Annotated in this window: 23 protein-coding genes; 11 read left to right on the forward strand and 12 right to left on the reverse strand. The window is 62.3% G+C overall.

The window, feature by feature from the left end:
• Nucleotides 1-72 precede the first annotated feature (72 nt).
• Genes lysM through ASD03_RS25380 form a run of 3 tightly spaced genes read left to right on the forward strand, consistent with a single transcriptional unit; the run spans nucleotide 73 to nucleotide 1,614 of the window.
• Entirely contained in the window at nucleotides 73-546 is a 474-nt protein-coding gene (gene lysM, locus ASD03_RS25370; RefSeq protein WP_025425349.1) for a peptidoglycan-binding protein LysM, read from the forward strand.
• Nucleotides 543-992: a hypothetical protein gene (locus ASD03_RS25375; RefSeq protein ID WP_025425350.1), complete on the forward strand. Its 450-nt coding sequence runs from the start codon at nucleotides 543-545 to the stop codon at nucleotides 990-992. The genes lysM and ASD03_RS25375 overlap by 4 nt, the downstream gene beginning before the upstream one ends.
• A gap of 10 nt (nucleotides 993-1,002) precedes the next feature.
• Nucleotides 1,003-1,614 (forward strand): alpha-ketoglutarate-dependent dioxygenase AlkB, encoded by a 612-nt coding sequence (locus ASD03_RS25380; protein ID WP_025425351.1) that lies wholly within the window; start codon nucleotides 1,003-1,005, stop codon nucleotides 1,612-1,614.
• A gap of 99 nt (nucleotides 1,615-1,713) precedes the next feature.
• Here ASD03_RS25380 and coaA read toward each other — a convergent pair whose 3' ends face one another.
• From coaA to hisB, 7 genes are read right to left on the reverse strand one after another with little or no spacing between them, the layout of a single operon-like run.
• On the reverse strand, nucleotides 1,714-2,709 hold the full coding sequence (gene coaA / locus ASD03_RS25385) for a type I pantothenate kinase (RefSeq protein WP_025425352.1): 996 nt from the start codon (nucleotides 2,707-2,709) through the stop codon (nucleotides 1,714-1,716).
• Nucleotides 2,706-3,029, reverse strand: coding sequence for a phosphoribosyl-ATP diphosphatase (locus ASD03_RS25390; protein ID WP_025425353.1), 324 nt, complete (start codon nucleotides 3,027-3,029; stop codon nucleotides 2,706-2,708). Before ASD03_RS25390 ends, coaA begins: the two co-directional genes overlap by 4 nt.
• A gap of 17 nt (nucleotides 3,030-3,046) precedes the next feature.
• Nucleotides 3,047-3,823 (reverse strand): imidazole glycerol phosphate synthase subunit HisF, encoded by a 777-nt coding sequence (gene hisF / locus ASD03_RS25395; protein WP_025425354.1) that lies wholly within the window; start codon nucleotides 3,821-3,823, stop codon nucleotides 3,047-3,049.
• 4 nt (nucleotides 3,824-3,827) lie between these two features.
• Nucleotides 3,828-4,565 carry a 1-(5-phosphoribosyl)-5-[(5-phosphoribosylamino)methylideneamino]imidazole-4-carboxamide isomerase gene (hisA, locus tag ASD03_RS25400; protein WP_025425355.1) on the reverse strand — a complete coding sequence of 246 codons (738 nt, stop codon included), beginning with the start codon at nucleotides 4,563-4,565 and terminating at the stop codon, nucleotides 3,828-3,830.
• A gap of 31 nt (nucleotides 4,566-4,596) precedes the next feature.
• On the reverse strand, nucleotides 4,597-5,247 hold the full coding sequence (hisH, locus tag ASD03_RS25405) for an imidazole glycerol phosphate synthase subunit HisH (RefSeq protein WP_025425356.1): 651 nt from the start codon (nucleotides 5,245-5,247) through the stop codon (nucleotides 4,597-4,599).
• A complete protein-coding gene (locus tag ASD03_RS25410) occupies nucleotides 5,247-5,717 on the reverse strand; it encodes a DUF2628 domain-containing protein (protein WP_025425357.1) in 471 nt (156 codons plus the stop codon). The genes hisH and ASD03_RS25410 overlap by 1 nt, the downstream gene beginning before the upstream one ends.
• Nucleotides 5,718-5,741: 24 nt before the next feature.
• Nucleotides 5,742-6,350: an imidazoleglycerol-phosphate dehydratase HisB gene (gene hisB / locus ASD03_RS25415; protein WP_025425358.1), complete on the reverse strand. Its 609-nt coding sequence runs from the start codon at nucleotides 6,348-6,350 to the stop codon at nucleotides 5,742-5,744.
• Between the two features lie 223 nt (nucleotides 6,351-6,573).
• Between hisB and hslV the strand changes: the two genes are divergently transcribed.
• The 5 genes from hslV to ASD03_RS25440 all read left to right on the forward strand — a co-directional run bounded on the left by hslV (nucleotide 6,574) and on the right by ASD03_RS25440 (nucleotide 11,574).
• Nucleotides 6,574-7,131, forward strand: a complete 558-nt coding sequence (gene hslV / locus ASD03_RS25420; RefSeq protein WP_025425359.1) for an ATP-dependent protease subunit HslV — start codon at nucleotides 6,574-6,576, stop codon at nucleotides 7,129-7,131.
• Nucleotides 7,121-7,642, forward strand: coding sequence for a GNAT family N-acetyltransferase (locus tag ASD03_RS25425; protein WP_025425360.1), 522 nt, complete (start codon nucleotides 7,121-7,123; stop codon nucleotides 7,640-7,642). Before hslV ends, ASD03_RS25425 begins: the two co-directional genes overlap by 11 nt.
• The gene (gene hslU / locus ASD03_RS25430) at nucleotides 7,639-8,943 is read left to right on the forward strand and encodes an ATP-dependent protease ATPase subunit HslU (RefSeq protein ID WP_025425361.1); all 1,305 of its coding nucleotides are present in this window, start codon (nucleotides 7,639-7,641) and stop codon (nucleotides 8,941-8,943) included. Before ASD03_RS25425 ends, hslU begins: the two co-directional genes overlap by 4 nt.
• 217 nt (nucleotides 8,944-9,160) lie before the next feature.
• Complete coding sequence (locus ASD03_RS25435) at nucleotides 9,161-10,105, forward strand: DUF1402 family protein (RefSeq protein WP_025425362.1); 945 nt, start codon at nucleotides 9,161-9,163, stop codon at nucleotides 10,103-10,105.
• A 74-nt stretch (nucleotides 10,106-10,179) separates the two neighbouring features.
• Nucleotides 10,180-11,574 carry a cytochrome P450 gene (locus tag ASD03_RS25440; protein ID WP_025425363.1) on the forward strand — a complete coding sequence of 465 codons (1,395 nt, stop codon included), beginning with the start codon at nucleotides 10,180-10,182 and terminating at the stop codon, nucleotides 11,572-11,574.
• Here ASD03_RS25440 and ASD03_RS25445 read toward each other — a convergent pair.
• Nucleotides 11,528-12,148, reverse strand: coding sequence for a hypothetical protein (locus ASD03_RS25445; RefSeq protein WP_025425364.1), 621 nt, complete (start codon nucleotides 12,146-12,148; stop codon nucleotides 11,528-11,530). The genes ASD03_RS25440 and ASD03_RS25445 overlap by 47 nt on opposite strands.
• A gap of 144 nt (nucleotides 12,149-12,292) precedes the next feature.
• Here ASD03_RS25445 and ASD03_RS25450 point away from each other — a divergent pair, with 144 nt between their 5' ends.
• Both ASD03_RS25450 and ASD03_RS25455 read left to right on the forward strand, forming a co-directional pair.
• Nucleotides 12,293-14,296: a hydantoinase/oxoprolinase family protein gene (locus tag ASD03_RS25450; protein ID WP_025425365.1), complete on the forward strand. Its 2,004-nt coding sequence runs from the start codon at nucleotides 12,293-12,295 to the stop codon at nucleotides 14,294-14,296.
• 115 nt (nucleotides 14,297-14,411) lie between these two features.
• On the forward strand, nucleotides 14,412-16,583 hold the full coding sequence (locus ASD03_RS25455; RefSeq protein WP_025425366.1) for a malate synthase G: 2,172 nt from the start codon (nucleotides 14,412-14,414) through the stop codon (nucleotides 16,581-16,583).
• A 134-nt stretch (nucleotides 16,584-16,717) separates the two neighbouring features.
• On the opposite strand, the gene ASD03_RS38155 is transcribed toward ASD03_RS25455, so the two are convergent.
• Both ASD03_RS38155 and ASD03_RS25465 read right to left on the reverse strand, forming a co-directional pair.
• Nucleotides 16,718-18,655, reverse strand: coding sequence for a methyl-accepting chemotaxis protein (locus tag ASD03_RS38155; protein ID WP_057217172.1), 1,938 nt, complete (start codon nucleotides 18,653-18,655; stop codon nucleotides 16,718-16,720).
• 269 nt (nucleotides 18,656-18,924) lie between these two features.
• Entirely contained in the window at nucleotides 18,925-19,614 is a 690-nt protein-coding gene (locus ASD03_RS25465) for a L,D-transpeptidase (RefSeq protein WP_025425367.1), read from the reverse strand.
• A gap of 183 nt (nucleotides 19,615-19,797) precedes the next feature.
• On the opposite strand from ASD03_RS25465, the gene ASD03_RS25470 reads away from it, so the two are divergent.
• Nucleotides 19,798-20,337, forward strand: a complete 540-nt coding sequence (locus ASD03_RS25470) for an MmcB family DNA repair protein (RefSeq protein ID WP_025425368.1) — start codon at nucleotides 19,798-19,800, stop codon at nucleotides 20,335-20,337.
• Here ASD03_RS25470 and ASD03_RS25475 read toward each other — a convergent pair whose 3' ends face one another.
• The gene (locus ASD03_RS25475; protein WP_025425369.1) at nucleotides 20,338-20,922 is read right to left on the reverse strand and encodes an ActR/PrrA/RegA family redox response regulator transcription factor; all 585 of its coding nucleotides are present in this window, start codon (nucleotides 20,920-20,922) and stop codon (nucleotides 20,338-20,340) included.
• An 83-nt stretch (nucleotides 20,923-21,005) separates the two neighbouring features.
• Nucleotides 21,006-22,310 (reverse strand): ActS/PrrB/RegB family redox-sensitive histidine kinase, encoded by a 1,305-nt coding sequence (locus tag ASD03_RS25480; RefSeq protein ID WP_025425370.1) that lies wholly within the window; start codon nucleotides 22,308-22,310, stop codon nucleotides 21,006-21,008.
• Between the last annotated feature and the right edge of the window lie 26 nt (nucleotides 22,311-22,336).

Consider the following 22,336-nt stretch of genomic DNA (forward strand, 5'->3'; position numbering starts at 1 on the left):
CGGCTGTCCCTTGTCTTTTGTCGCCAAGCGCCCTCTCTTATCGCGCAGGAACTTTTGCAGAAGGAGAAATCCATGGGCCTTTTCAGTTTTATCAAGAACGCCGGCAAGAAGTTGGGCATTGGCGGTGACGACGATGCGCCTGATGCCGACAGCGTCCAGAAGGAACTCGCTTCGCACGATCTCGGCACCAAGGACGTCCAGGTCGAAGTCGTCAACGACAAGGTGGTGCTGAAGGGTGTCGTCAAGGATCAGACGGCGTTCGAGAAGGCGGTCGTCGCCGTCGGCAACACGCTCGGCGTGTCTTCGGTCGAAGCGTCTGAGCTGAAGGTGGCGGATGCCGGTGCAGCGCCCGCGCCCGCCAAGGCCCCCGTCTTCTATACCGTCAAGAAGGGCGACAACCTCTGGAAGATCGCCGAGGCGCAGTACGGCAAGGGCAAGGGCGCCAAGCACACGGTCATCTTCGAGGCAAACAAACCGATGCTGACCCATCCCGACAAAATTTACCCCGGTCAGGTGCTGCGCATTCCGGATCTGGATGCCGCGTGACAGCCTTGTCGATGCGTGCATTTTCGAGCGTCGTTCTGGTGGTCGCAAGTCTTGGACTTGCCTCCGCCGGCACCGCGCAATCGCTGCGTGAGCCGGCTAAGGGTAGTTCGGAGCGTGCAGCGATCCTTGATGCCTTGCGGCCTGCCGTCGAGGCGGAGATGCGCGGTTCGGTTGAATTCGTCGTCACGACGATGCGAGCGGCGCCGAACTGGGCCTTCGTCCAGGTCGAGCCGCAACGTCCGGGCGGCGGCAGCATCGATCTCGCGCAGACCGGGTTTCGCGACGAGGCCGACATGATGGATGGCTTGACGGTGTTCGCGCTCGTCAGCTTCCAGGGCGGTCGATGGAATCTGGTGGATCACGTCGTTGGTCCGACGGATGTCGCCTATGCCGGCTGGTCTGAGCGCTACGGCGTCCCGGCAAAACTGCTCGGGCTTGAGGAGTGAGGGCAACCTCATGCAGGTTCTCCCGAAAGGAATAAAACACATCCCTGGCTTTCTCGACCGGGCCCGTCAGGAGCAGATCGTTGAAGCGATCAGGGGCGTGGTGCACGAAGCGCCGCTGTTCGTGCCGGCGATGCCGAAGACCGGTAAGCCGATGTCGGTGCGCATGACCAATTGCGGCCCGCTCGGCTGGGTGACCGACCGCGAGAAGGGCTACCGTTATCAGCCGCAGCATCCGGGGACGGGCAGGCCGTGGCCGCCGATGCCGGATGTTCTCCTTGAAATCTGGAATGCGGTTTCGGCCAGCGACAAACGGCCGGAAGCATGCCTGGTGAATTTCTATTCCGACGAGGCCCGCATGGGTCTGCACCAAGACAGGGACGAGCGCGATCTGGAAACATCAGTCGTCTCGATTTCCCTTGGCGATAGCTGCCTGTTTCGGGTCGGCGGCAGAGAGCGCGGCAGCCAGACCATATCCTTCAGGCTCGAAAGCGGCGATATCGTCGTGCTCGGCGGCGAGGGGCGTCTGGCCTTCCACGGCGTCGACCGGATCTATCCGAACACATCGACGCTGCTCAAGAACGGTGGCCGACTCAATCTGACGCTGCGCCGGGTGAACCCCTAAGGCATGTCGCGTCAAAATAGAGCGGCAGCCTTCGCGTCACGCCCACATTTTCCGCGAAGCCATCGCTGCGTATTCTCGGGTCGCACGCATGTTGCACGCTCAAAGCTTGCGCAGCGCCACCTTCTCGGTGAGGTGGTTGGGGCCTTTCTGCAGGATGAGGTCGGCGCGCGGCCGCGTCGGCAGAATGTTCTGGTGCAGGTTCTTCAGGTTGATGTTGTGCCAAAGTCCTTCGGCGATCGCGCGCGCCGCATCCTCGCTGATGGTCGCATAGCGGTGGAAGTAGGATTCCGGATTCTTGAAGGCCGTTTCCCTGAGGCGCATGAAGCGGCTGACATACCAGCTGTGGATCAGGCTCTCCTCGGCGTCGATGTAGATCGAGAAGTCGAAGAAGTCCGAGACCATCGGCACGATCTTGCCGTCGGCGGGCAGGTTGCGCGATTGCAGGACGTTGATGCCTTCGAAGATCAGAATGTCGGGCCGGTCGATGACCGTGTACTGGTCCGGCAGCACGTCATAGGTCATGTGCGAATAGCTCGGTGCCTTGACATTGGGCTGGCCGGCCTTGATCGCCGAGAGGAACCGCAGCAGCGCGCCGAGGTCGTAGCTTTCCGGGAAGCCCTTGCGATCCATCATGTTTTCGCGCTGCAGGACGGCGTTCGGATAGAGGAAGCCGTCCGTCGTCACCAGATCGACCTTCGGGCTCGACGGCCAGCGCGACAGGAGCTGGGCAAGGATACGTGCGGCCGTCGACTTGCCGACGGCGACCGATCCGGCAATGCCGATGACGAAGGGCGTCTTCGTCTCGCCGGACATGCTGAGGAAGCGCTTGCGCTGCTCGAACAAAAGCTGGGACGATTCCACATGCGCGGACAGAAGCCGCGACAGCGACAGGTAAATCTGCCTGACCTCGCCGAGGTCCACCGGGTCGTTCAGCGAGCGCAGACGCTGCACTTCGTCTGCCGTCAACGTCAGGGGCGTGTCCGCGCGAAAGCGGGACCACTCTTCGGCAGAAAACAGATGATAGGGCGAATAGTCCCGGTTCTGGAGATTGTCCGGGAGATCGACCGTTTCGATGTCTTGCGCAGCTAGGGTCATGGATCCTGCCGATTAGCCTTTTCCTGCAGACCGGATTGGCTTGTCCGCCGTGCAAGTTCGTCGAGCACATCCTGCAACGGAATGTCTGCAATTTTCAATACGACCATGAGATGATAGAGCAGATCGGCGCTCTCATCGACGAGATTCTGGCGGTCGTTGCGGATCGCTGCGATCACGGTTTCGACCGCTTCCTCGCCCAGCTTCTTGGCCGCTTTCTGCTGGCCGCTTGCGACCAGTTTCGCCGTCCAGGATTCGTCCGGTGACGCTTTGGCGCGCGCGGCGACGATGGTCTCGAGGTCGGAAAGGGAGAAATCACTCATGAACGAAACCCTGAAACTCAATCGAGACGCATGGCGATGCCATGTTCGGCCATATAGCGCTTGGTTTCGCCAATGCTATAGGTGCCGAAGTGGAAGATCGAAGCGGCCAGAACCGCCGTCGCATGGCCGTCGCGGATGCCGGCAACCATATGGTCGAGCGTGCCGACGCCTCCGGACGCAATGACCGGCGCACGCACCGCATCGGCAACCGCCCGGGTGAGCGCGATATCGTAGCCGCTCTTCGTTCCGTCACGATCCATCGAGGTCAAAAGGATTTCGCCGGCACCGAGATCGACGACGCGCCGGGCAAAGTCCACCGCATCGATGCCCGTCGTCTGGCGGCCGCCATGGGTGAAGATTTCCCAGCGGTTCTCTTCGCCGTCCTTCGAGACTTTCTTGGCGTCGATCGCAACGACGATGCACTGGTTGCCGAACTTGTCGGCGGCTTCGGCGACGAACTCCGGGTTCTTCACCGCCGCCGTGTTGATCGACACCTTGTCGGCGCCTGCCAAAAGCAGCTTGCGGATATCGGCCACCTGACGCACGCCACCGCCGACGGTCAGTGGCATGAAACACTGCTCGGCCGTGCGCGCCACCACATCGAAGATGGTTTCGCGGTTGTCCGACGAGGCGGTGATGTCGAGGAAGCAGAGCTCGTCCGCTCCGGCCGCATCATAGGCGCGGGCTGCCTCCACCGGGTCGCCGGCATCGATCAGGTCGACGAAGTTGACCCCTTTGACGACCCGACCGTCCTTGACGTCGAGGCAGGGGATAACGCGGGCTTTGAGGGTCATCGGCTCATGCCTTTCTCGTGGCGCGGATCAGCGCCAGGGCTTCCTGCGGGTCGATGCGGCCATCATAGAGCGCACGGCCGGAGATCGCGCCTTCAAGTTTTGCCGCATCCGGGGCGATCATTCGCCGGATATCATCCATCGAAGCGAGACCGCCCGAAGCGATCACCGGGATCGAAACCGCATCGGCAAGCTCCAGCGTCGAAGGCCAGTTGATGCCCGTGAGAATGCCGTCGCGATCGATGTCGGTGTAGATGATCGCCGATACGCCGGCACCCTCGAATTTCTTCGCAAGCTCGATGACGCCGAGTTCCGACGCCTCGGCCCAGCCCTCGACCGCAACCTTGCCGCCCTTAGCGTCGATGCCGACGGCGACCTTGCCCGGGAATTTTCGGCAGGCTTCGATCACCAGTGCCGGGTCGCGCACCGCGACGGTGCCGAGGATGACGCGGGCAAGCCCGCGCGACAGCCAGTTGTCGATATGGTCAAGCGTACGGATGCCGCCGCCGAGTTGGACCGGGTTCTTGGTCGACTTGAGGATCGCGTCGACGGCAGCACCATTAACGGTCTCGCCGGCAAAGGCACCGTTGAGGTCGACCACATGCAACCACTCGAAACCCTGCTCCTCGAAGGCGCGCGCCTGGGCGCCCGGATCCGGGTTGTAGACCGTTGCCTGCTCCATGTCGCCGAGCTTCAGGCGCACGCATTGCCCGTCTTTCAGGTCGATAGCGGGAAAAAGGATCATGTATCTATCCGATCAGAGGTCGCCGGAGCCTTCAGGGCTTCCAACGCAGGAAATTCGAGATGAGGGCAAGGCCAAGCGCCTGGCTCTTTTCCGGATGGAACTGCGAGCCGGCCTTGTTGCCATTGGCGACGAAGGCGGTGACGGCGCCGCCGTAATCCGCCTCGGCCACAACATCGCCGGCATTTTCCGCGGCCAGATGGTAGGAGTGCACGAAATAGGCGTGCAGGCCGTCGTCGCCGGTGCGGATGCCGTCAAACAGCGGGTGCGTGCGGGCAAGCCGCAGCGTGTTCCAGCCGATCTGTGGGATTTTCAGCGACGGATCCGCCGGCCTCATTTCTACGACGTCGCCGGGGATCCAGCCGAAGCCGTGGGTCGTGGTCTTTTCCAGGCCGCGCGACGACATCAGCTGCATGCCGACGCAGATGCCGAGAAACGGGCGACCGGCCTCTTCGACGACCTCGGTCAGTGCCTGCTCCATGCCGTCGACGGCCGTAAGGCCGCGACGGCAATCGGCATAGGCGCCCACGCCCGGCAGGACGATGCGGTCGGCGGTCGCCACCCGCTCGGGCCTGTCCGTCAGGTCGATCTCTGCGTCGATGCCGGCTTCCCGCGCTGCCCGTTCGAAAGCCTTCGTTGCCGAGCGCAGATTGCCCGATCCATAGTCGATAATGGCGACGCGCATCAGCGTTCTCCGTAGGATTCAAAAAGCCCAAGACCCGGGCCGGTGTTTGCCGGCGCCTGTCTCGGCCAGTCGACAGATGGCCGCTCCGCTGCCTTTCGGTCGGCCGGGGCCACGTTTGCGAAGTAGATTTCCTCGGCGGTCTCAAGATCGCGCGCCGGCACGATCGAGCGCACCGTCCAGTTGCGGGCGATCAGGCGGCGGGCGATGAAAACAGGGCCTTCCAGCGAGACCATGAGGCCGAGCGCCAGATGCAACAGCAGCGCTGCCAGGAGGCCGCCACCGATCACCGACAGAGAGATTAACAAAATCTGCAGAACAGCAACTGCGATTCCGAAGAGCCACATGCGCTTGGCGAAAAGCCAGAGCGCCGGAAACAGAAAGGCGCCCCACGAGAAGCCGTCGGCGACGAAACGCGCTCGGTCATCGTCGGCGCGGGCGCCCGGCGGGGTCAGGATCATGTAAGAGGCCATGGTCATCAGCCAGATAATGACCGCTCAGGCAAGCGTACCCTTGGTCGAGGGAACGCGTCCGGCCTGGCGCGGGTCGATTTCGGTTGCCGTGCGAAGCACGCGGGCGACGGACTTGAAGCAGGTCTCGGCGATATGATGGTTGTTGGCGCCGTAGATATTTTGGATATGCAGCGTGATCCCGGCATTCTGGGCGAGCGCCTGGAAGAATTCGCGCACCAGTTCGGTGTCGAACGTGCCGATCTTCGGTGAGGTAAAGGCGACGTTCCAGACAAGGAACGGCCGGCCGGACACATCCACCGCCGCGCGCGTCATCGTCTCGTCCATGGCAAGGTCGAGCGAGGCGTAGCGGGTAATGCCGCGCCGGTCGCCAAGCGCCTTGGCAATGGCCTGGCCGATGGCAATGCCAGTGTCTTCGACAGTGTGGTGATCGTCGACATGGAGGTCGCCATCGGTTTTGATGTCCATGTCGATCAGCGAATGTCGGGAAAGCTGGTCCAGCATGTGGTCGAAGAAGCCGACTCCGGTCGCAATCTTCGACGTTCCGGTTCCATCGATATTGACGGATACGGACACGGCCGTTTCATTCGTCTTTCGCGAAACTTGGCCGGTGCGGCTGGACGTGGCTTCTGCCATCAGGCTCTCCTGTATGCGCTGGAGCCGCTCCTTATCAGGGGAGGCGGAAAATATCCAGAACCGCGGCTGAGATTCGAACGATTCGGGCAGGCGCCCGATTTACGGTCAACTGCGTGGCTCACCGGGATTTGCAATCGCGTAAGGCGCACTTACATAGGCTCCAAGCAACCAGGCTCGTTCGAGCCCCCAACGCCCCTGGTTCTGGGGCCGACAGGTATCTTCAATGAGTGAACACAATCCCTACGGAACGATGCATGCGACCACCATCATCACGGTGCGCAAGGACGGCAAGGTGGTGATGGCCGGCGACGGCCAGGTCAGCCTTGGCCAGACGGTGATGAAGAGCAATGCCCGCAAGGTACGGCGTCTCGCCAAGGGCGACGTTATCGCCGGCTTTGCCGGGGCGACGGCCGATGCCTTCACGCTTCTGGAGCGGCTCGAAGCCAAGCTGGAGCAATATCCCGACCAGTTGATGCGCGCGGCAGTGGAACTCGCCAAGGATTGGCGCACCAACAAGTATTTGCGCAATCTCGAAGCGATGATGCTGGTCGCCGACAAGTCGATCACGCTGGCGATTACCGGCAATGGCGACGTGCTGGAGCCGGAACATGGAACGATCGCCATCGGCTCGGGCGGCAACTATGCCTTTGCCGCGGCCCGCGCCCTGATGGACAGCGACAAGTCGGCCGAAGAAATCGCCCGCCGGGCGCTCGAGATCGCAGGCGACATCTGCGTCTATACCAACCACAATATCGTGGTGGAGACGCTGGATGGCAACTGACCAGGTTCATGTCAGCTTCGAACGGGTGGCCGATGACCACCTGCCGATGCTGCATGCCTGGTTGAGCGAGCCGCATGTGCGGCAATGGTGGGGTGATCCGGACAAGGAAGTCGTGTTGATCCGCGACGGCTGCGCCACGGGCGAAGTGGATGGCTTCATCTTCCATGTAGCCGGCGAGCCCGCCGGCTACATCCAGTCCTGGACACCGTCCGAATATGACGAAGAGCCGTGGGCGAAGGATCTGCCCGGCGATGTCCCCGGCGTCGATATCTTCATCGGCCCGCCGGAGATGACCGGAAAAGGCGTGGCGTCGCTGGCCTTGAGGGCCTTTGCGCAGACGCTTTTTGCCGCCGGCGCACCACGGATCGTGATCGACCCCGATGCGGGCAACAGAAGGGCCGTGAGGGCCTATGCGAAAGCTGGCTTCGTGCCCTTTGGCGAATGGATAGATGCGTCCGGCCGCACACTCCTGATGGAGCTGACGCGGACCGAGTTTGAGAGGAATACATGAGTACTTTTTCACCTAGGGAAATCGTGTCGGAACTCGACCGGTTCATCATCGGCCAGAACGACGCCAAGCGCGCGGTGGCGATTGCGCTGCGCAACCGCTGGCGGCGCCAGCAGCTCGGCGACGAGTTGCGTGACGAGGTCATGCCGAAGAATATTCTGATGATCGGGCCGACCGGTGTCGGCAAGACGGAAATCTCCCGCCGTCTGGCAAAGCTTGCCGGTGCACCCTTCGTCAAGGTCGAGGCGACCAAGTTCACCGAAGTCGGCTATGTCGGCCGCGATGTCGAACAGATCATCCGCGACCTCGTCGAGGTCGGCATCGGTCTCGTGCGCGAAAAGCGCCGGGCGGAGGTCAAGGCAAGGGCGCACCAGAATGCCGAGGAGCGGGTGCTTGACGCGCTGGTCGGCGCCACGGCCTCGCCGGCAACGCGCGATTCCTTCCGCAAGAAGCTGCGCGCCAACGAACTGGACGACAAGGAGATCGAGGTCGATATCGCCGAGACCGGCGCGCCGGGCGGCTTCGAAATTCCGGGCATGCCGGGCGCCAATATCGGTGTACTCAACCTGTCGGAAATGTTCGGCAAGGCGATGGGCGCACGCACCAAGAAGGTCAAGACGACGGTCAAGGCTTCCTATGAGGTGCTCGTCAACGACGAGTCCGACAAGCTGCTCGACAACGAGCAGATCCAGCGCGAGGCGATGAGGGCGGTCGAGGACGACGGCATCGTCTTCCTCGACGAGATCGACAAGATCGCATCGCGTGAAGGCGGCATGGGTGCCGGCGTATCGCGCGAAGGCGTTCAGCGCGATCTGCTGCCGCTGGTGGAAGGCACGACGGTTGCGACCAAGTATGGACCGGTAAAGACCGATCACATTCTCTTCATCGCCTCGGGCGCCTTCCATGTGTCGAAGCCTTCCGATCTTCTGCCCGAACTGCAGGGCCGCCTGCCGATCCGCGTCGAGCTGCGTGCCCTGACCAAGGAAGACTTCCGCCGCATCCTGACGGAGACCGAGGCGAGCCTCATCCGTCAGTACAAGGCTCTGCTTGAGACGGAAGAAGTGAAACTCGACTTCACCGACGATGCCATCGATGCGCTTGCCGACGTGGCAGTCCAGCTCAACTCGAGCGTCGAGAACATCGGCGCCCGCCGGCTGCAGACGGTGATGGAGCGCGTGCTGGATGAAATCTCGTTCAATGCGCCGGATAGCGCTGGCCAGGCTATCACGATCGATGCCGAATATGTGCGCAAGCACGTCGGCGATCTCGCCGCCAACACCGACCTGTCGCGTTACATCCTGTGACGCACGCGTTGCATCCTGTAACGCGGAGGTGGCGGCAATCCTTTGCCGTCAGGCAACCGTGAAGATGCAAGGCGCCTGTCTCTCGACAGGCGCCTTCATTTTTTCTAACACGGAAACCGCAATCGATCGTGGCCGGAGGCATCTTTCCGACACGATCCTGTCGTAGGAGCCGCACCGCCGGATAGGGCGTCTCCACCGTTCATAGGAAGAAGAGATCGTGCGTTTTACCGCCTGCATGCTCGCTATTGCCACGTTTTGCCTGACCGCAGGCCAGACGATGGCGGCCAATGTTGTTCCGCCGGGCAACCGGAACGTCGAACAACCCGGCATCCCGGGCGCATCCGTTCGCCGCACCAAGGCCGGCCGCACGTCCTTCGATGCCAAATTCGAGAAGGTGCGGGATCTGCTCGCCAATGACCGGCAGCTGATCAGCAAGATCAAGTCGACGTCGCGCGCCTATGGCATCGCACCGATCCACATGATCGGCGCCATCGTCGGCGAACATACCTACAATGTCGATGCCTACGATCGGCTGCAGTCCTACTACGTCAAGGCTGCAGCCTATGCCGGCAACAGCTTCCAGTTCGGCTATGACGGCGAGACGGTGGCTGAGTTCGTCGCCCGCCCGCAATTTGCCGACTGCACCGGAAAGAAGAGCTCCTATTCGCTGTGGAGCTGCCGCGAGCGGGTCTGGGACAGCGAATTCCGCGGCAAGTCCGTCGACGGCAAGTCCTTCCCGAACAACCGTTTCAGCGCCGTTTTCTTCCAGCCGTTCTTTGCCGGCCAGACCTTTGGCCTCGGGCAGATCAATCCGCTGACCGCCCTGATGCTGACCGATATCGTCTCGAAGACGTCGGGCTACGAACGGCTCGACGAGAACAACGCCGCCGGGGTCTACGAGGCGATCATGGATCCTGATGTCTCGCTCGCCTATATGGCCGCCTCGATCCGCCACTCGATCGACGTCTACAAGTCGATCGCCGGCGTCGATATTTCAGGCAATCCCGGCGTCACCGCCACGCTTTACAATGTCGGCAATCCGGACCAACGCGCAGCAGCCCTTGCCGCCAGGAACCAGGGCGGCGAGACCCAGTGGCCCGAAGAAAACTATTACGGCTGGCTGGTGAACGACAAGCTCGTGGAGCTCGAAGGCCTGTTGTGATTCATGTGAAGCACTTTCCTTGATTGCGCCGTAAAAACCTGAAATCCTGGCGCAATCGAGAAAGGCCTATCACCATGGACATGCGTCCGGAGCCCTTCGAACCACCGGCTCCCATTCCTCGGGTCGGCGTGCCGTCCTACCTGAAGATCATCAAGACTGTTCTGCGCAATCCGCTCGAACTCTGGGGCGAGCCGTCCTACACGCTGCCGTGGATCGAGACCAAGTTCATCACGCAGCGCACCCTGATCGTCAACGATCCCGGCCTCATCCGCTATATCCTCGTCGAAAACGTCAGCAACTATGAGATGTCGAAGGTTCGGCGGCTGATCCTCCGCCCGATCCTGCGTGACGGTCTTCTGACGGCCGAAGGCGAGATCTGGAAACGGTCGCGCAAGGCCATTGCGCCGGTTTTTACCCCGCGCCACGCCAAGGGATTCGCCGGGCAGATGCTGCGCCGGTCGGAAGAGTTCGTCGAACGCTACGCGCACGCGAAGGTGAAGCCGTTCACCACCAATGTCGCCAGCGACATGACCGAACTGACCTTCGATATCCTGGCGGAAACGCTGTTTTCCGGTGAGGTCGCCGTCGAAAGGGAGGGCTTCGTCCAGAGTGTCGAAGAGCTTCTGCACCGCATGGGGCGCGTCGATCCGATGGATATCCTGCTGGCGCCGGAATGGCTGCCGCGATTGACCCGCATCGGCGGCAAGAAGGTCATGAACCGGTTCCGGTCGATCGTCTCGGAAACGATGGCGATGAGGCGCCAGCGCATGGCGACGGACCCAGCAGGCACGCCCAACGATTTCCTCACATTGCTGCTGCAGACGGAGGGCGCAAACGGCCTTTCGACGCAAGAGATCGAGGACAATATCCTCACCTTCATCGGCGCCGGGCATGAGACCACTGCCCGGGCGTTGGCCTGGACGCTCTATTGCGTCGCCAACACGCCGGCTTTCCGCGAGACGATGGAGGCGGAGATCGACACCGTGCTCAAGAGCGGTGCCGAACCGGTCGAATGGCTGAACCTGATGCCGCATGTGCTGGCGGCCTTCGAGGAGGCGATGCGTCTCTACCCGCCGGCGCCGTCGATCAATCGCGCCGCCATCGAGGAGGACGAATGGACGTCACCGTCCGGCGAGCGCGTCAGGATACCCAAGGGCATCGCGGTTCTGGTGATGCCGTGGACGTTGCACCGTCACGTGCTCTACTGGGACCGGCCGCGCGCCTTCATGCCCGAGCGTTTCCTGCCGGAAAACCGCGAGAAGCTGCATCGTTTTCAGTATCTGCCTTTCGGCGCCGGACCGCGCATCTGCATCGGCGCGACCTTCGCGCTGCAGGAGGCGGTCATTGCGCTTGCCGTCCTGATGCATCGGTTCCGTTTCGACGTCACCGACGAGACCCGGCCCTGGCCGGTGCAGAGGCTGACTACTCAACCGCGGGGCGGCTTGCCGATGCGGGTTTCGGCTCGCTGAAGGTCTTGCCGGGAATAGCCGATTGCACGCCACGCACCGGCGAATCCGCCGGCATCGGCTGCGGCAACAGCTTCGATGGCTTCTTGATGGTCTTGATCGCGGCGCAGGTCGCATCCCCGACATTGTCGCAGGGCTTGTAGACGACGATCTCGCTGCCGGCACCGTCGTCCCACACCGCCTGGATCGTCAATGTCTTGGCCTCGTTTGCGGGCAGCGAGATGTAGACATACTCGGCCGTTTCGTCGGCGGGCAGGTTGAAGGGGATCTGCGGATTGCATTTTGCCAAGGGGAAGCGCTTGTCGAGAGCGTCCGAGTTGATCGAGTAGCGGATTTCCGATAGCCGGCAATGCATCGTCTGCAGCGCGGTAAAATAGATCAGCTGCCGGTCGTCGTAGTTGCGAAACTGGATCCACCCGGTCTGCTTGTTGGCGTCGAGCATCGCCTTGTAGATCGAGACGTCGGGCAGTTGCGGCTTGTATTCCTCCTCCACGGCGTCCTGCGCGCCGCCCGGCTGGGCGAAGAGCAGACCTGCCGCAAGAATGCCGGCGACTGCCGAAGCTCTGGAAAACGTCATGCCGCACCCCCGTTCGTATCGTGTCGCTCTGCTGACTGCGAATGTCCGCGACACGATGGCCTTCTCTTCCAATATGTCATATCACCGGATCGATCCCCATTGAACCCGGCGCTACCCCGGGCCGAAACACTGGACTGGCTTGAATTGACGTCCCATTTTCTTCTCGGCATCGATACCGGCGGAACCTACACCGACGCCGTTCTCTTCAGCGAAACGGCGGGTGTCGTCGCCAAGGCAAAGGCGCTGACGACCCGCCACGATCTGGCCGTCGGGATTTCCGGCGCGGTGGAATCCGTCTTGGAGAAGGCCGGCGTCCCGGCTTCCGCCATCGGCCTCGTATCCCTGTCGACCACGCTTGCGACCAACGCGCTCGTCGAGGGCCAGGGCGGCCGTGCCGGCCTGGTGATGATCGGCTTCGGGCCAGACGATCTCAAGCGTGACGGGCTGCAGGATGCGCTCGGCTCCGATCCGGTGATCTTCCTGCCGGGCGGTCACAACGTTCACGGCGGCGAGACGCCGCTCGACATGACCGCGCTCGATGAGGCCCTGCCGACCTTGGCCAATCAGGTTTCCTCCTTTGCGATCGCCGGCTATTTTGCCGTCCGCAATCCGGATCACGAGAAGCGGGTGCGCGACCGCATCCGCGAAGTCTCGCATCTGCCGGTTACCTGCAGCCATGAGCTTTCGTCCAAGCTCGGCGGCCCGCGCCGGGCGCTGACGACACTGCTGAACGCCCGGCTCGTCTCGATGATCGATCGCCTGATCGGCTCGTGCGAGGGCTTTTTGAAGTCCCGCGGCATCGATGTGCCCATGATGGTTGTGCGCGGCGATGGCGCCTTGATCTCGGCCGAGGAGGCAAGACTTCGGCCGATCGAGACGATCCTTTCCGGCCCTGCCGCCAGCCTTGTCGGTGCGCGGCACCTGACCGGCCTCGACAATGCCGTGGTCTCGGATATCGGCGGCACGACGACGGATGTCGCGGTACTTGACCGCGGTCGTCCGCGGCTCGATGGCGAAGGTGCGGTGGTCGGCGGTTTCCGCACCATGGTCGAGGCGGTGGCGATGCGCACCTATGGCCTTGGCGGCGATTCGGAGGTCCGCATCAATGATCGTGGGCTGAAGGCGAAGATCGACCTTGGGCCGAGGCGGTTGATGCCGCTCAGCCTCGCGGCGGCGCTGCATGGCGATGCGGTGCTGTCCGTTTTGGAAAAACAACTGCGGGCGCAACATGCCGGCCGCAACAACGGCCGCCTGGCTGTTCGCACCGGTCTACCCGACCATCTGGCGAGCGGTCTGCAGCCACAGGAGCAGGCGCTCTACGAGCGCATCGGCACAGTGCCGATCTCGCTTGAAAACCTGCTGACCTCGACGCCGCAGCGGGCAACGCTGGACCGGCTGGTGGCACGCGGCCTGGTGCATATCTGCGGCCTGACGCCCTCCGATGCAATGCATGTGCTCGGCAGGCAGTCGCAATGGAGCGTCGAGGCTGCCCGTCTCGGCATCGAACTGGCAGCGCGCATCCGCGACGGCTCCGGCCAGCCGATTGCTGCATCTGCCGAGGCGATGGCCGAGATGATCGTCGATCGCGTCACGCGCCAATCGTGCGAAGTCATCCTGCAGGCCTGTCTCGGCGAAGACGGGGCAGGGGCCATCGACCCGGCGGTCTCGCAGGCAGTCGATCGTGCTCTGACCCGCGCGCCTGGTATCGTGCGGTTTTCGATCGGTCTCGATCGCCCGCTCGTCGGTTTGGGGGCTTCGGCCCCGGTCTATTATCCCGCTATTGCCGACATGCTTGGCACCGAGCCATCCATCCCTGATGAGGCCGATGTCGCAAATGCCATCGGTGCGGTTGTCGGCCAGGTGCGGGCAACCGTCACCGTGTTCGTCACCACGCCGGAAGAGGGCATTTTCATCGTCAACGGAGCAGGGGTGAGCGAGCGTTTTCTCGATCAGGACCAGGCCTTTTCAGCGGCCCGCCGTCGCGCCGAGACGATGGCGCTTGAGGCGGCACGCACCAACGGTGCCGACGAGCCGGCTTCGATGCTGCGAGAAGAAATCGACGCTCCCGAGGTCGAAGGAAGCCGCAAGCTGGTCGAGGCACGTTTCATCGCGTCGGCGAGCGGCAGGCCGCGCATTGCCCATGGCTGATCTTTTCGATTTTGGAAATAATTCTTCGCATCCTTGCTGAATTGACAGGGAATGAATTGGTGAGAAACTGCCGGCCTTTCACGCGCGCGAGTGGCCTGTTTCAAGGAGTAAAAAGATGGACCGCATTGAGAAATACGGATTGAAGATCGATGCAGGTCTGCATGGCTTTCTGGTCGACGAGGCGATGCCGGGCACCGGCGTCGACGCCGAGCGGTTTTTTTCCGCGCTGTCGGAGATCGTCCATGACCTCGCGCCGAAGAATCGCGCCTTGCTTGCCAAGCGCGACGATCTGCAGGCCAGGATCGATGCCTGGTATCGCGAAAATGGCGCGCCGAGCGACCTCGAAGCCTACCAGGGCTTTCTGAAGGAGATAGGTTATCTCCTGCCTGAGGGCCCCGAGTTTTCTGTTTCGACTGATAATGTCGATCCTGAAATCGCTACGATCGCCGGTCCGCAGCTCGTCGTTCCCGTCATGAATGCACGCTATGCCCTCAACGCCGCCAACGCACGCTGGGGTTCGCTCTATGACGCCCTCTACGGCACCGATGCCATTTCCGACGAAGGCGGTGCGGAAAAGGGACGCGGCTACAATCCCAAGCGCGGCACCAAGGTCATTGCCTGGGCGCGCGACTTCCTCAATGCAAGCGCGCCGCTGGAAAGCGGCAGCTGGGCGGATGTTGCGTCGCTGAAGATTGCTTCCGGCAGCCTTTCGGTTGCGCTTGCGGGCGGAGCGAAGACGACGCTTCGCAACTCCGAGCAGTTTGCCGGCTTTGCGGGTTCGCACGAAGCGCCGTCGCAGATCGTTCTCCGGCACAACAATCTGCATGCCGTCGTCGTTCTCGATGCGACGACTCCGATCGGCAAGGATGACCCGGCTCATATTTCCGACGTCATTCTCGAATCCGCGATCACCACCATCATGGACTGCGAAGATTCGGTTGCGGCGGTCGATGCCGAAGACAAGGTCGTCGTATACCGCAACTGGCTCGGCCTGATGAAGGGCGATCTCGAGGAGGAAGTCGCCAAGGGCGGCCGCAGCTTCATGCGCCGCCTCAACGCCGATCGCGTCTACACGGCGCCAAGTGGGGGCACGCTGACCTTGCCAGGCCGCTCGTTGATGCTGGTGCGCAACGTCGGTCACCTGATGACGAATCCGGCTATCCTTGATCGCGACGGAAACGAGGTGCCGGAAGGCATCATGGACGCGATGGCAACCGCGCTGATCGCTCTGCACGATATCGGCCAGGGCGGCCGCCGCATGAACTCCCGCGACGGCTCAATGTATGTCGTCAAGCCGAAGATGCATGGGCCGGAAGAAGTCGCTTTCGCCTGCGAGATCTTCTCGCGCGTCGAGGCGGCACTCGGCATGCCCGCCAACACCATGAAGATGGGCATCATGGACGAGGAGCGCCGCACGACGGTCAATCTCAAGGAGTGCATCCGCGCCGCGCGCGAACGCGTCGTCTTCATCAACACCGGTTTCCTCGATCGCACCGGCGACGAGATCCACACTTCGATGGAAGCCGGTCCGATGATCCGCAAGGGCGACATGAAACAGGCCGCCTGGATCGGCGCTTACGAAAACTGGAACGTCGACATCGGTCTCGAATGCGGGCTTTCCGGCCATGCGCAGATCGGCAAGGGCATGTGGGCCATGCCGGACCTGATGGCGGCGATGCTGGAGCAGAAGGTCGCCCACCCGAAGGCGGGTGCCAATACCGCCTGGGTGCCGTCGCCGACGGCTGCGACCCTGCACGCTACGCATTATCACCGGGTCAATGTCGCCGACGTTCAGGCCGGCTTGAAGAGCCGGGCACGGGCCAAGCTCAGCGATATACTGTCGGTTCCGGTCGCGACCCGTCCGAACTGGACGCCAGAGGAAATCCAGCGCGAGCTCGATAACAACGCGCAGGGCATTCTCGGCTACGTCGTGCGCTGGGTCGATCAGGGCGTCGGTTGCTCCAAGGTGCCCGACATCAACAATGTCGGCCTGATGGAGGATCGTGCCACTCTGCGCATCTCGGCGCAGCACATGGCGAACTGGTTGCATCACGGCGTCGTCACCGAGGCGCAGGTGGTCGAGACGATGGAGCGCATGGCCGCCGTCGTCGACGGCCAGAACGCCGATGATGCACAGTATGCAGCGATGGCCGGCAATTTTGACGGCTCGATTGCCTTCCAGGCAGCGCTCGAGCTGGTGCTCAAGGGCCGCGAGCAGCCGAACGGTTATACCGAACCGGTCCTGCATCGCCGTCGCCGCGAGTTGAAGGCCCGGCTGGCCGCCTGATCAAGGCGGCGCCGGGCTTCATCAACGCCGGAGACTTTCCAGGAAAACTGCGAAGCGGTTTTCCGTCCGGAAACGCGAAAAACCAAAGACATAGGGCGTTTCCGTGCCTCCGTTTGGGGCGGAAACGCTGTAGATCAGAACTCGGCCCAGCCTTCGGTGGACAAGGCCGCGTTGCCCTGCACCGCATACCCAGCCGATCGTACCGCAGGCGGTCGGTTTCCGATGTTCGCGTGCTGTTGGGGCGTGACGGCGCGGGGCGGCGTCCGCCGCGCCTCTGGCTTGGCCGCGGCACGGGTTTCCCCGGAAAGTTGGAACCTTCCGATCAGGGCGCGAAGGTTCGTGCCTTCCTGGGCAAGCGTCGCCGACGCGGCATTCGCCTCCTCGACCATGGCGGCGTTGCGCTGCGTCACCTGATCCATCTGGTTGACGGCGGTATTGACCTCGGCCAGCCCTACCGACTGTTCCCGGGCCGAGGTGGCGATGGCAGCCATATGCTCGTTGATGGTGATGACGTGCGCCTCGATGGTCTTGAGCGCCTCGCCGGTGTCGCGCACCAGCCGCACCCCGCTCTCGACTTCGGAGCTGGAGCTGCGAATCAGTTCCTTGATTTCCTTGGCTGCCTTTGCCGAACGCTGCGCCAGTTCGCGCACTTCCTGCGCCACGACCGCAAATCCCTTGCCGGCGTCGCCCGCCCGCGCTGCCTCGACGCCGGCGTTCAGCGCCAAAAGGTTGGTCTGAAAGGCGATCTCATCGATCACACCGATGATGCTGGAAATCTGACTGGATGATTCTTCGATCCGCCGCATCGCCTCGACGGCATTGGCCACGACGACGGCCGACTGCGTCGCGCTGGTCTTTGCTTCGCCTGCCACGTCGCGGGCTTCCTCCGTCCGGCGCGAGGAATTGCTGACATTGGCGGTGATCTGGTCGAGGGCCGCTGCCGTTTCCTCCAGGGATGCCGCCTGTTGCTCCGTGCGTTTCGACAGGTCGTCGGCGCTCTGGCTGATTTCGCGGGTGCCCATGCCGATATTGCCGGCGCTGTCAGCGACGGCGAGCATGGCATCGTTGAGCTGCGCGGCGGCCTTGTTGAGGTCGTGACGCAACTGCTCGAACTCTGCGGAGAAGGGTTCCTCCAGCCGCACGGCGAGATCGCCGTCGGCCAGCCGCTGCAAGCCGGTCGCAAGGCCTGACGTCGCCTGGATCAATTTCTGCTGCGCGGCCTCTTCGGCCTCGTCCTGCATCCGCGTGCGTTCCGCTTCGCCATTGCGGCGGCTTTCCTCGGCCTCGGCCTGCAGACGAAGGTTGGATCGGGCCGCTTCCCGGAACGACTGGATGGCGCGGGCCATCTCGGCGATTTCGTCCTTGCCGGTCACATTCGATCCGTCGTCTTCGAGATGGCCGTCGATCAGCTTGCGCATCGTCCCGATCTGCCTGGCGAGCGGACCGATGACGCCACGTGAAACCACCAGGTAGGTTCCAGCAGCCAGCGCGAGAACGAGCAGGATGATGCCGATGCTGACAGCTCGCACCGTTTCGAATTCGCGATGCTGTTCCTGAAAGACCTTGTCCGACAAGTGCACCTGAAGGTCGGAAATTTCCGAGATGGTCTCGGTCAAGGGATCGATGGTTTCGTAAAGCGAGGTGCGAACGAAGCTGTCGAGCGCCGCAGAATCACGCTCAGACAGGATTTTCGTCAGCGTTGCGATCGAGTCCATCGCGACCACCATCTGCTGCTTGGCGTTCTCGACAAGCTTCTGCTCCTCCGGTGTCATAGAGGTCGCGACATAGGCGTCCCAATTGGCGGTTATCACCTGCCGGGCGTCGTTGACCGAGGCAAGACCGGCCTCCATCGTCTCGTTTCCGTTGCGCACCTTGTGCGCCGCATCGACGATCGAGACGGCAAAAGCGTCCGATGTTGCCTTCAGATTTTTCAAGGGAACGATACGGTCGGCATAGACCGCATCCATCGTCGCGCTGTTTTCGGCAAGCGCATGCTGGCTGTAGACGGCAATGCCGATCGCGATGAGTGACAACAGTGCAATCGCACTCAGGAGCTTGGTCTTGATCAGCATGGCGGTCCCTTGGTTAGGTATCTCTCGGCCACACTTTTTAATTAATTAGATAATCCTTACTTAATAAGGCGCTGAATTTCAGGCCTTCTTGCGCGTTTTTTGAACAAATAATCGCAACGGAACCGGAAGCCAGCCACCCTGGTTTGAAGCACCGGAAGCGGGGCAACTCTGCGTAGCGACGTCGAGGAAATATCGTCGCGGACGTTCGGCCAACAAAAAAGCCGCCGAGGAATCCGGCGGCTTTCTGATTGCATGATCCTGGTCGCGTTTTACTGCTGAACGACCACGCGTGCGTTCTTGCCCGGACGAACGCGGGAGTAGAGATCGATGATGTCCTGGTTCATCAGACGGATGCAGCCCGACGAAGCGGCCGTGCCGATCGACGACCATTCCGGCGTGCCATGCAGGCGGAACAGCGTGTCCTTGCCCTGGTCGTTGAAGAGATAGAGTGCACGAGCGCCGAGCGGGTTCTTCAGGCCCGGGCCCATGCCTGCCTCGACATACTTGGCCACTTCCGGCTTCCGTTCCGCCATTTCCTTCGGCGGGTGCCACATCGGCCATTCCTGCTTCCAGGCGATATAGGCTTCGCCTTCCCATGCAAAGCCGGCCTTGCCGACGCCGATTCCGTAGCGAACGGCCTTGCCGCCGGGCAGCACGTAGTAGAGGAACCGGTTCGGGGTGTTGACGACGATGGTGCCGGGACGCTCGCTCGTCGAATAATCGACGATCTGGCGATGGAAGCGGCCATCGACCTTGTTGATCGGAACTGCAGGGAGCGCGTAACCGTGATCCTCAACTGCGCCATAATTGCCCGAAAAGATCTGATCCGAAGCGACCTGTTCCGCAACGGGAGCAGGCTCACCGCTTGCCGTCTCGGACTTGGTCGAAGTTGTCGAGCAGCCGGCTACGGCGAGTGTCGCCGCCAGGCTGCACAGGAGGAAGGCATTGCGGAAGCGCATAGGAGTCTCTTAAAATAAGAAGCGAAGAAAAACTGGGTCGGCCCGACCATCAGTGACAACGGTTATTTTCGATTAGTTGCTGCTATGCAAGGGATTGCGTGGCAACAAGGCGGCGGGAAAGTGTAAATTCCGTGACGCTGGCTTTTTTGCAACAAAAGCGGTGGCAGACGAGAGTCTAGACGAATGACAATTCTCTCTATCCATGACGACAACCCTCTCGTGGACGGTCGACAATCGAATCGCGCGCTCATGGTGCGCCGCGGGGTTCAGCGGCTTTTCACGGAATTGCGCCACGCGGTGCTGCCGGAATTGACGCTCGCCAGCGGCCGGCGTGCCGATCTCATCTCGCTGTCGGCGAAGGGCGAAATCTGGATCGTCGAGATCAAGACGTCGATCGAGGATTTCCGCGTCGATCGCAAATGGCCTGATTATCGGCAGCACTGCGACCGGCTGTTCTTCGCCACCCATGGTGACGTCCCGCTCGATATCTTTCCGGATGATTGTGGATTGCTGCTGTCGGATGGCTACGACGGACACATCATTCGCGAGGCACCGGAACACCGGCTTGCACCGGCAACCCGCAAGTCCGTGCTGCAGCTCTTTGCCCGCACCGCCGCACAACGGCTGATGCTGGCGGAGTGGGCTGCCGAGCGCAATGGCGAACTCGGCAACTCCATTCGCGATATCGTTTCCGGCTCCCGCGACGGGTCAGCCGAGGGTTGACTACTTCGGCGCGCGTTTTGCCAGGATCCGCTGCAGCGTTCGGCGATGCATGTTGAGCCGACGCGCCGTCTCCGACACGTTGCGCTCGCACATCTCATAGACGCGCTGGATATGCTCCCACCGCACCCGGTCGGCCGACATCGGGTTTTCCGGTGGTTCGACCCGTTCGCCCTGGCGCTGCACCAGTGCTGCGAAGATGTCGTCGGCGTCGGCAGGCTTGGCGAGGTAGTCGACCGCGCCGAGCTTCACCGCATTCACGGCCGTTGCAATATTGCCGTAGCCGGTAAGCATGATCATGCGGGTGTCGTCACGGCGGCTGCGGATCGCCTCGATTACGTCGAGGCCGCTGCCGTCGCCGAGCCTCAGATCGATGACGGCGTATTTCGGCGGGTTGCCCTTCGCCTTGGCGATGCCTTCGGCAACGGACTCGGCGATATCGACGGTAAAGCCGCGCGCTTCCATGGCGCGGGCGAGGCGTCGAAGGAACGGCGCGTCATCGTCGACGAGCAGCAGCGTTCTGTCCGGTCCGATCAGTTCGGCGTCCTGGGCGTGCGTGCTGGGCGAAGCTGTCGATTTTTCGGTCATTCTCGCAATCCTTGGGCGAAAAACGGGACGTTTTCACCGAGATTATAGGTTTCCTGTCATCCCGTTCAATAAACTGCCAAACGTCATTTCGCCAGTTTCGTGTCCATCAGCGCACGCGGCCATTCGACGCTGACCTTGGCGCCGGGGCGATCGGCGCCGCCGTTCTCGAAGCGTAGGCGCGCGCCGGACCGCTCGAGCAGGGTCTTGGCAATGAACAGGCCGAGCCCCAGGCCGCCGGCGCTGTCATCCTTCTGCCTGCGCGTGACATAGGGTTCGCCGATGCGCATCAGAATATCGGGGGCAAATCCATCGCCGTCATCGGCAATCGTCACCTTGACGTGGTCGGCGGTGTGCTCGACCGTCACGGTCACCTCCTGCTTGGCATAGTCGACCGCATTTTCCAGTAGATTGCCGAGCCCGTAGAGAATGCCCGCATTGCGGTTGCCGACCGGCTCCGATGCCTTGTCACCCTTTTCGACAAGATTGATGTGAATGCCGAACTCGCGGTGCGGCGCCATCACTTCCTCGACCAGCGAGGATAGCGGCAAGAGCCGCATATGCTCTTCGCTTTCGGAGGACAGCGTCGTCAGCCGCTTGAGAATGTCGCGGCATCGCTCGCTCTGGCTGCGCAGCAGATGCACGTCCTCGCCGAAGCGTGGGTCGTCACCGAGCTCACGCTCCATTTCCTTGGCAACGACACTGATCGTGGCAAGCGGCGTGCCGAGCTCGTGGGCAGCGGCCGCCGCCAGGCCGTCGAGCTGCGAAAGGTGTTTTTCACGCTGGAGCACGAGCTCGGTCGCCGTCAACGCCTCCGACAGTTCGCTCGCTTCGAGCGAGACGCGGTAGGTATAGAACGCGGCAAAGGCCGTCATCGACACGATCGCGAACCAGATGCCGGCCGTCAGCACCCGCGGCATCAAGAGAAGCGTGCCGGGATACCAGGGCAGCGGGAACGGCGAAAAGGCAAGGACGGTCACACCGATGACCGCAAGGCCGGCAAGAACGATGCTGTGCGGCTTCGGCTGCGAGGCCGAGGAAATGATGACCGGAACGCAAAGCAGCGGCGCAAACGGATTGGCAAGCCCGCCGGTGATGAAGAGCAGGCCGGTCAGCTGCGCGAGATCGAGCCCGAGCAAGGCAAATGCGGCCGGCGGTCGCAACCGGTGCGTCGGGGGGAAGCGCAGGGTGAGGTAGGTGTTGACCAGCGCCAATGTGGCAATCAGCACCAGGCACAAGAGCAAGGGCAGCGGAAACTGCAGCCACAGCGTTGTGATGATGACGGCGATCGATTGGCCGCCGACCGCAAGCCAGCGCAGGCGAATGAGCGTCTGCAGGCGCAGGCTTCTGTTCGAAGTCGGATCATTGTGTTCCAGTGCCACTGCCGTCATGCCTGCTCTTGTTCCTATGGCCCCCG

Origin of the sequence: Ensifer sp. Root127, assembly GCF_001425225.1 — a bacterium.
GTDB lineage: Bacteria > Pseudomonadota > Alphaproteobacteria > Rhizobiales > Rhizobiaceae > Ensifer > Ensifer canadensis.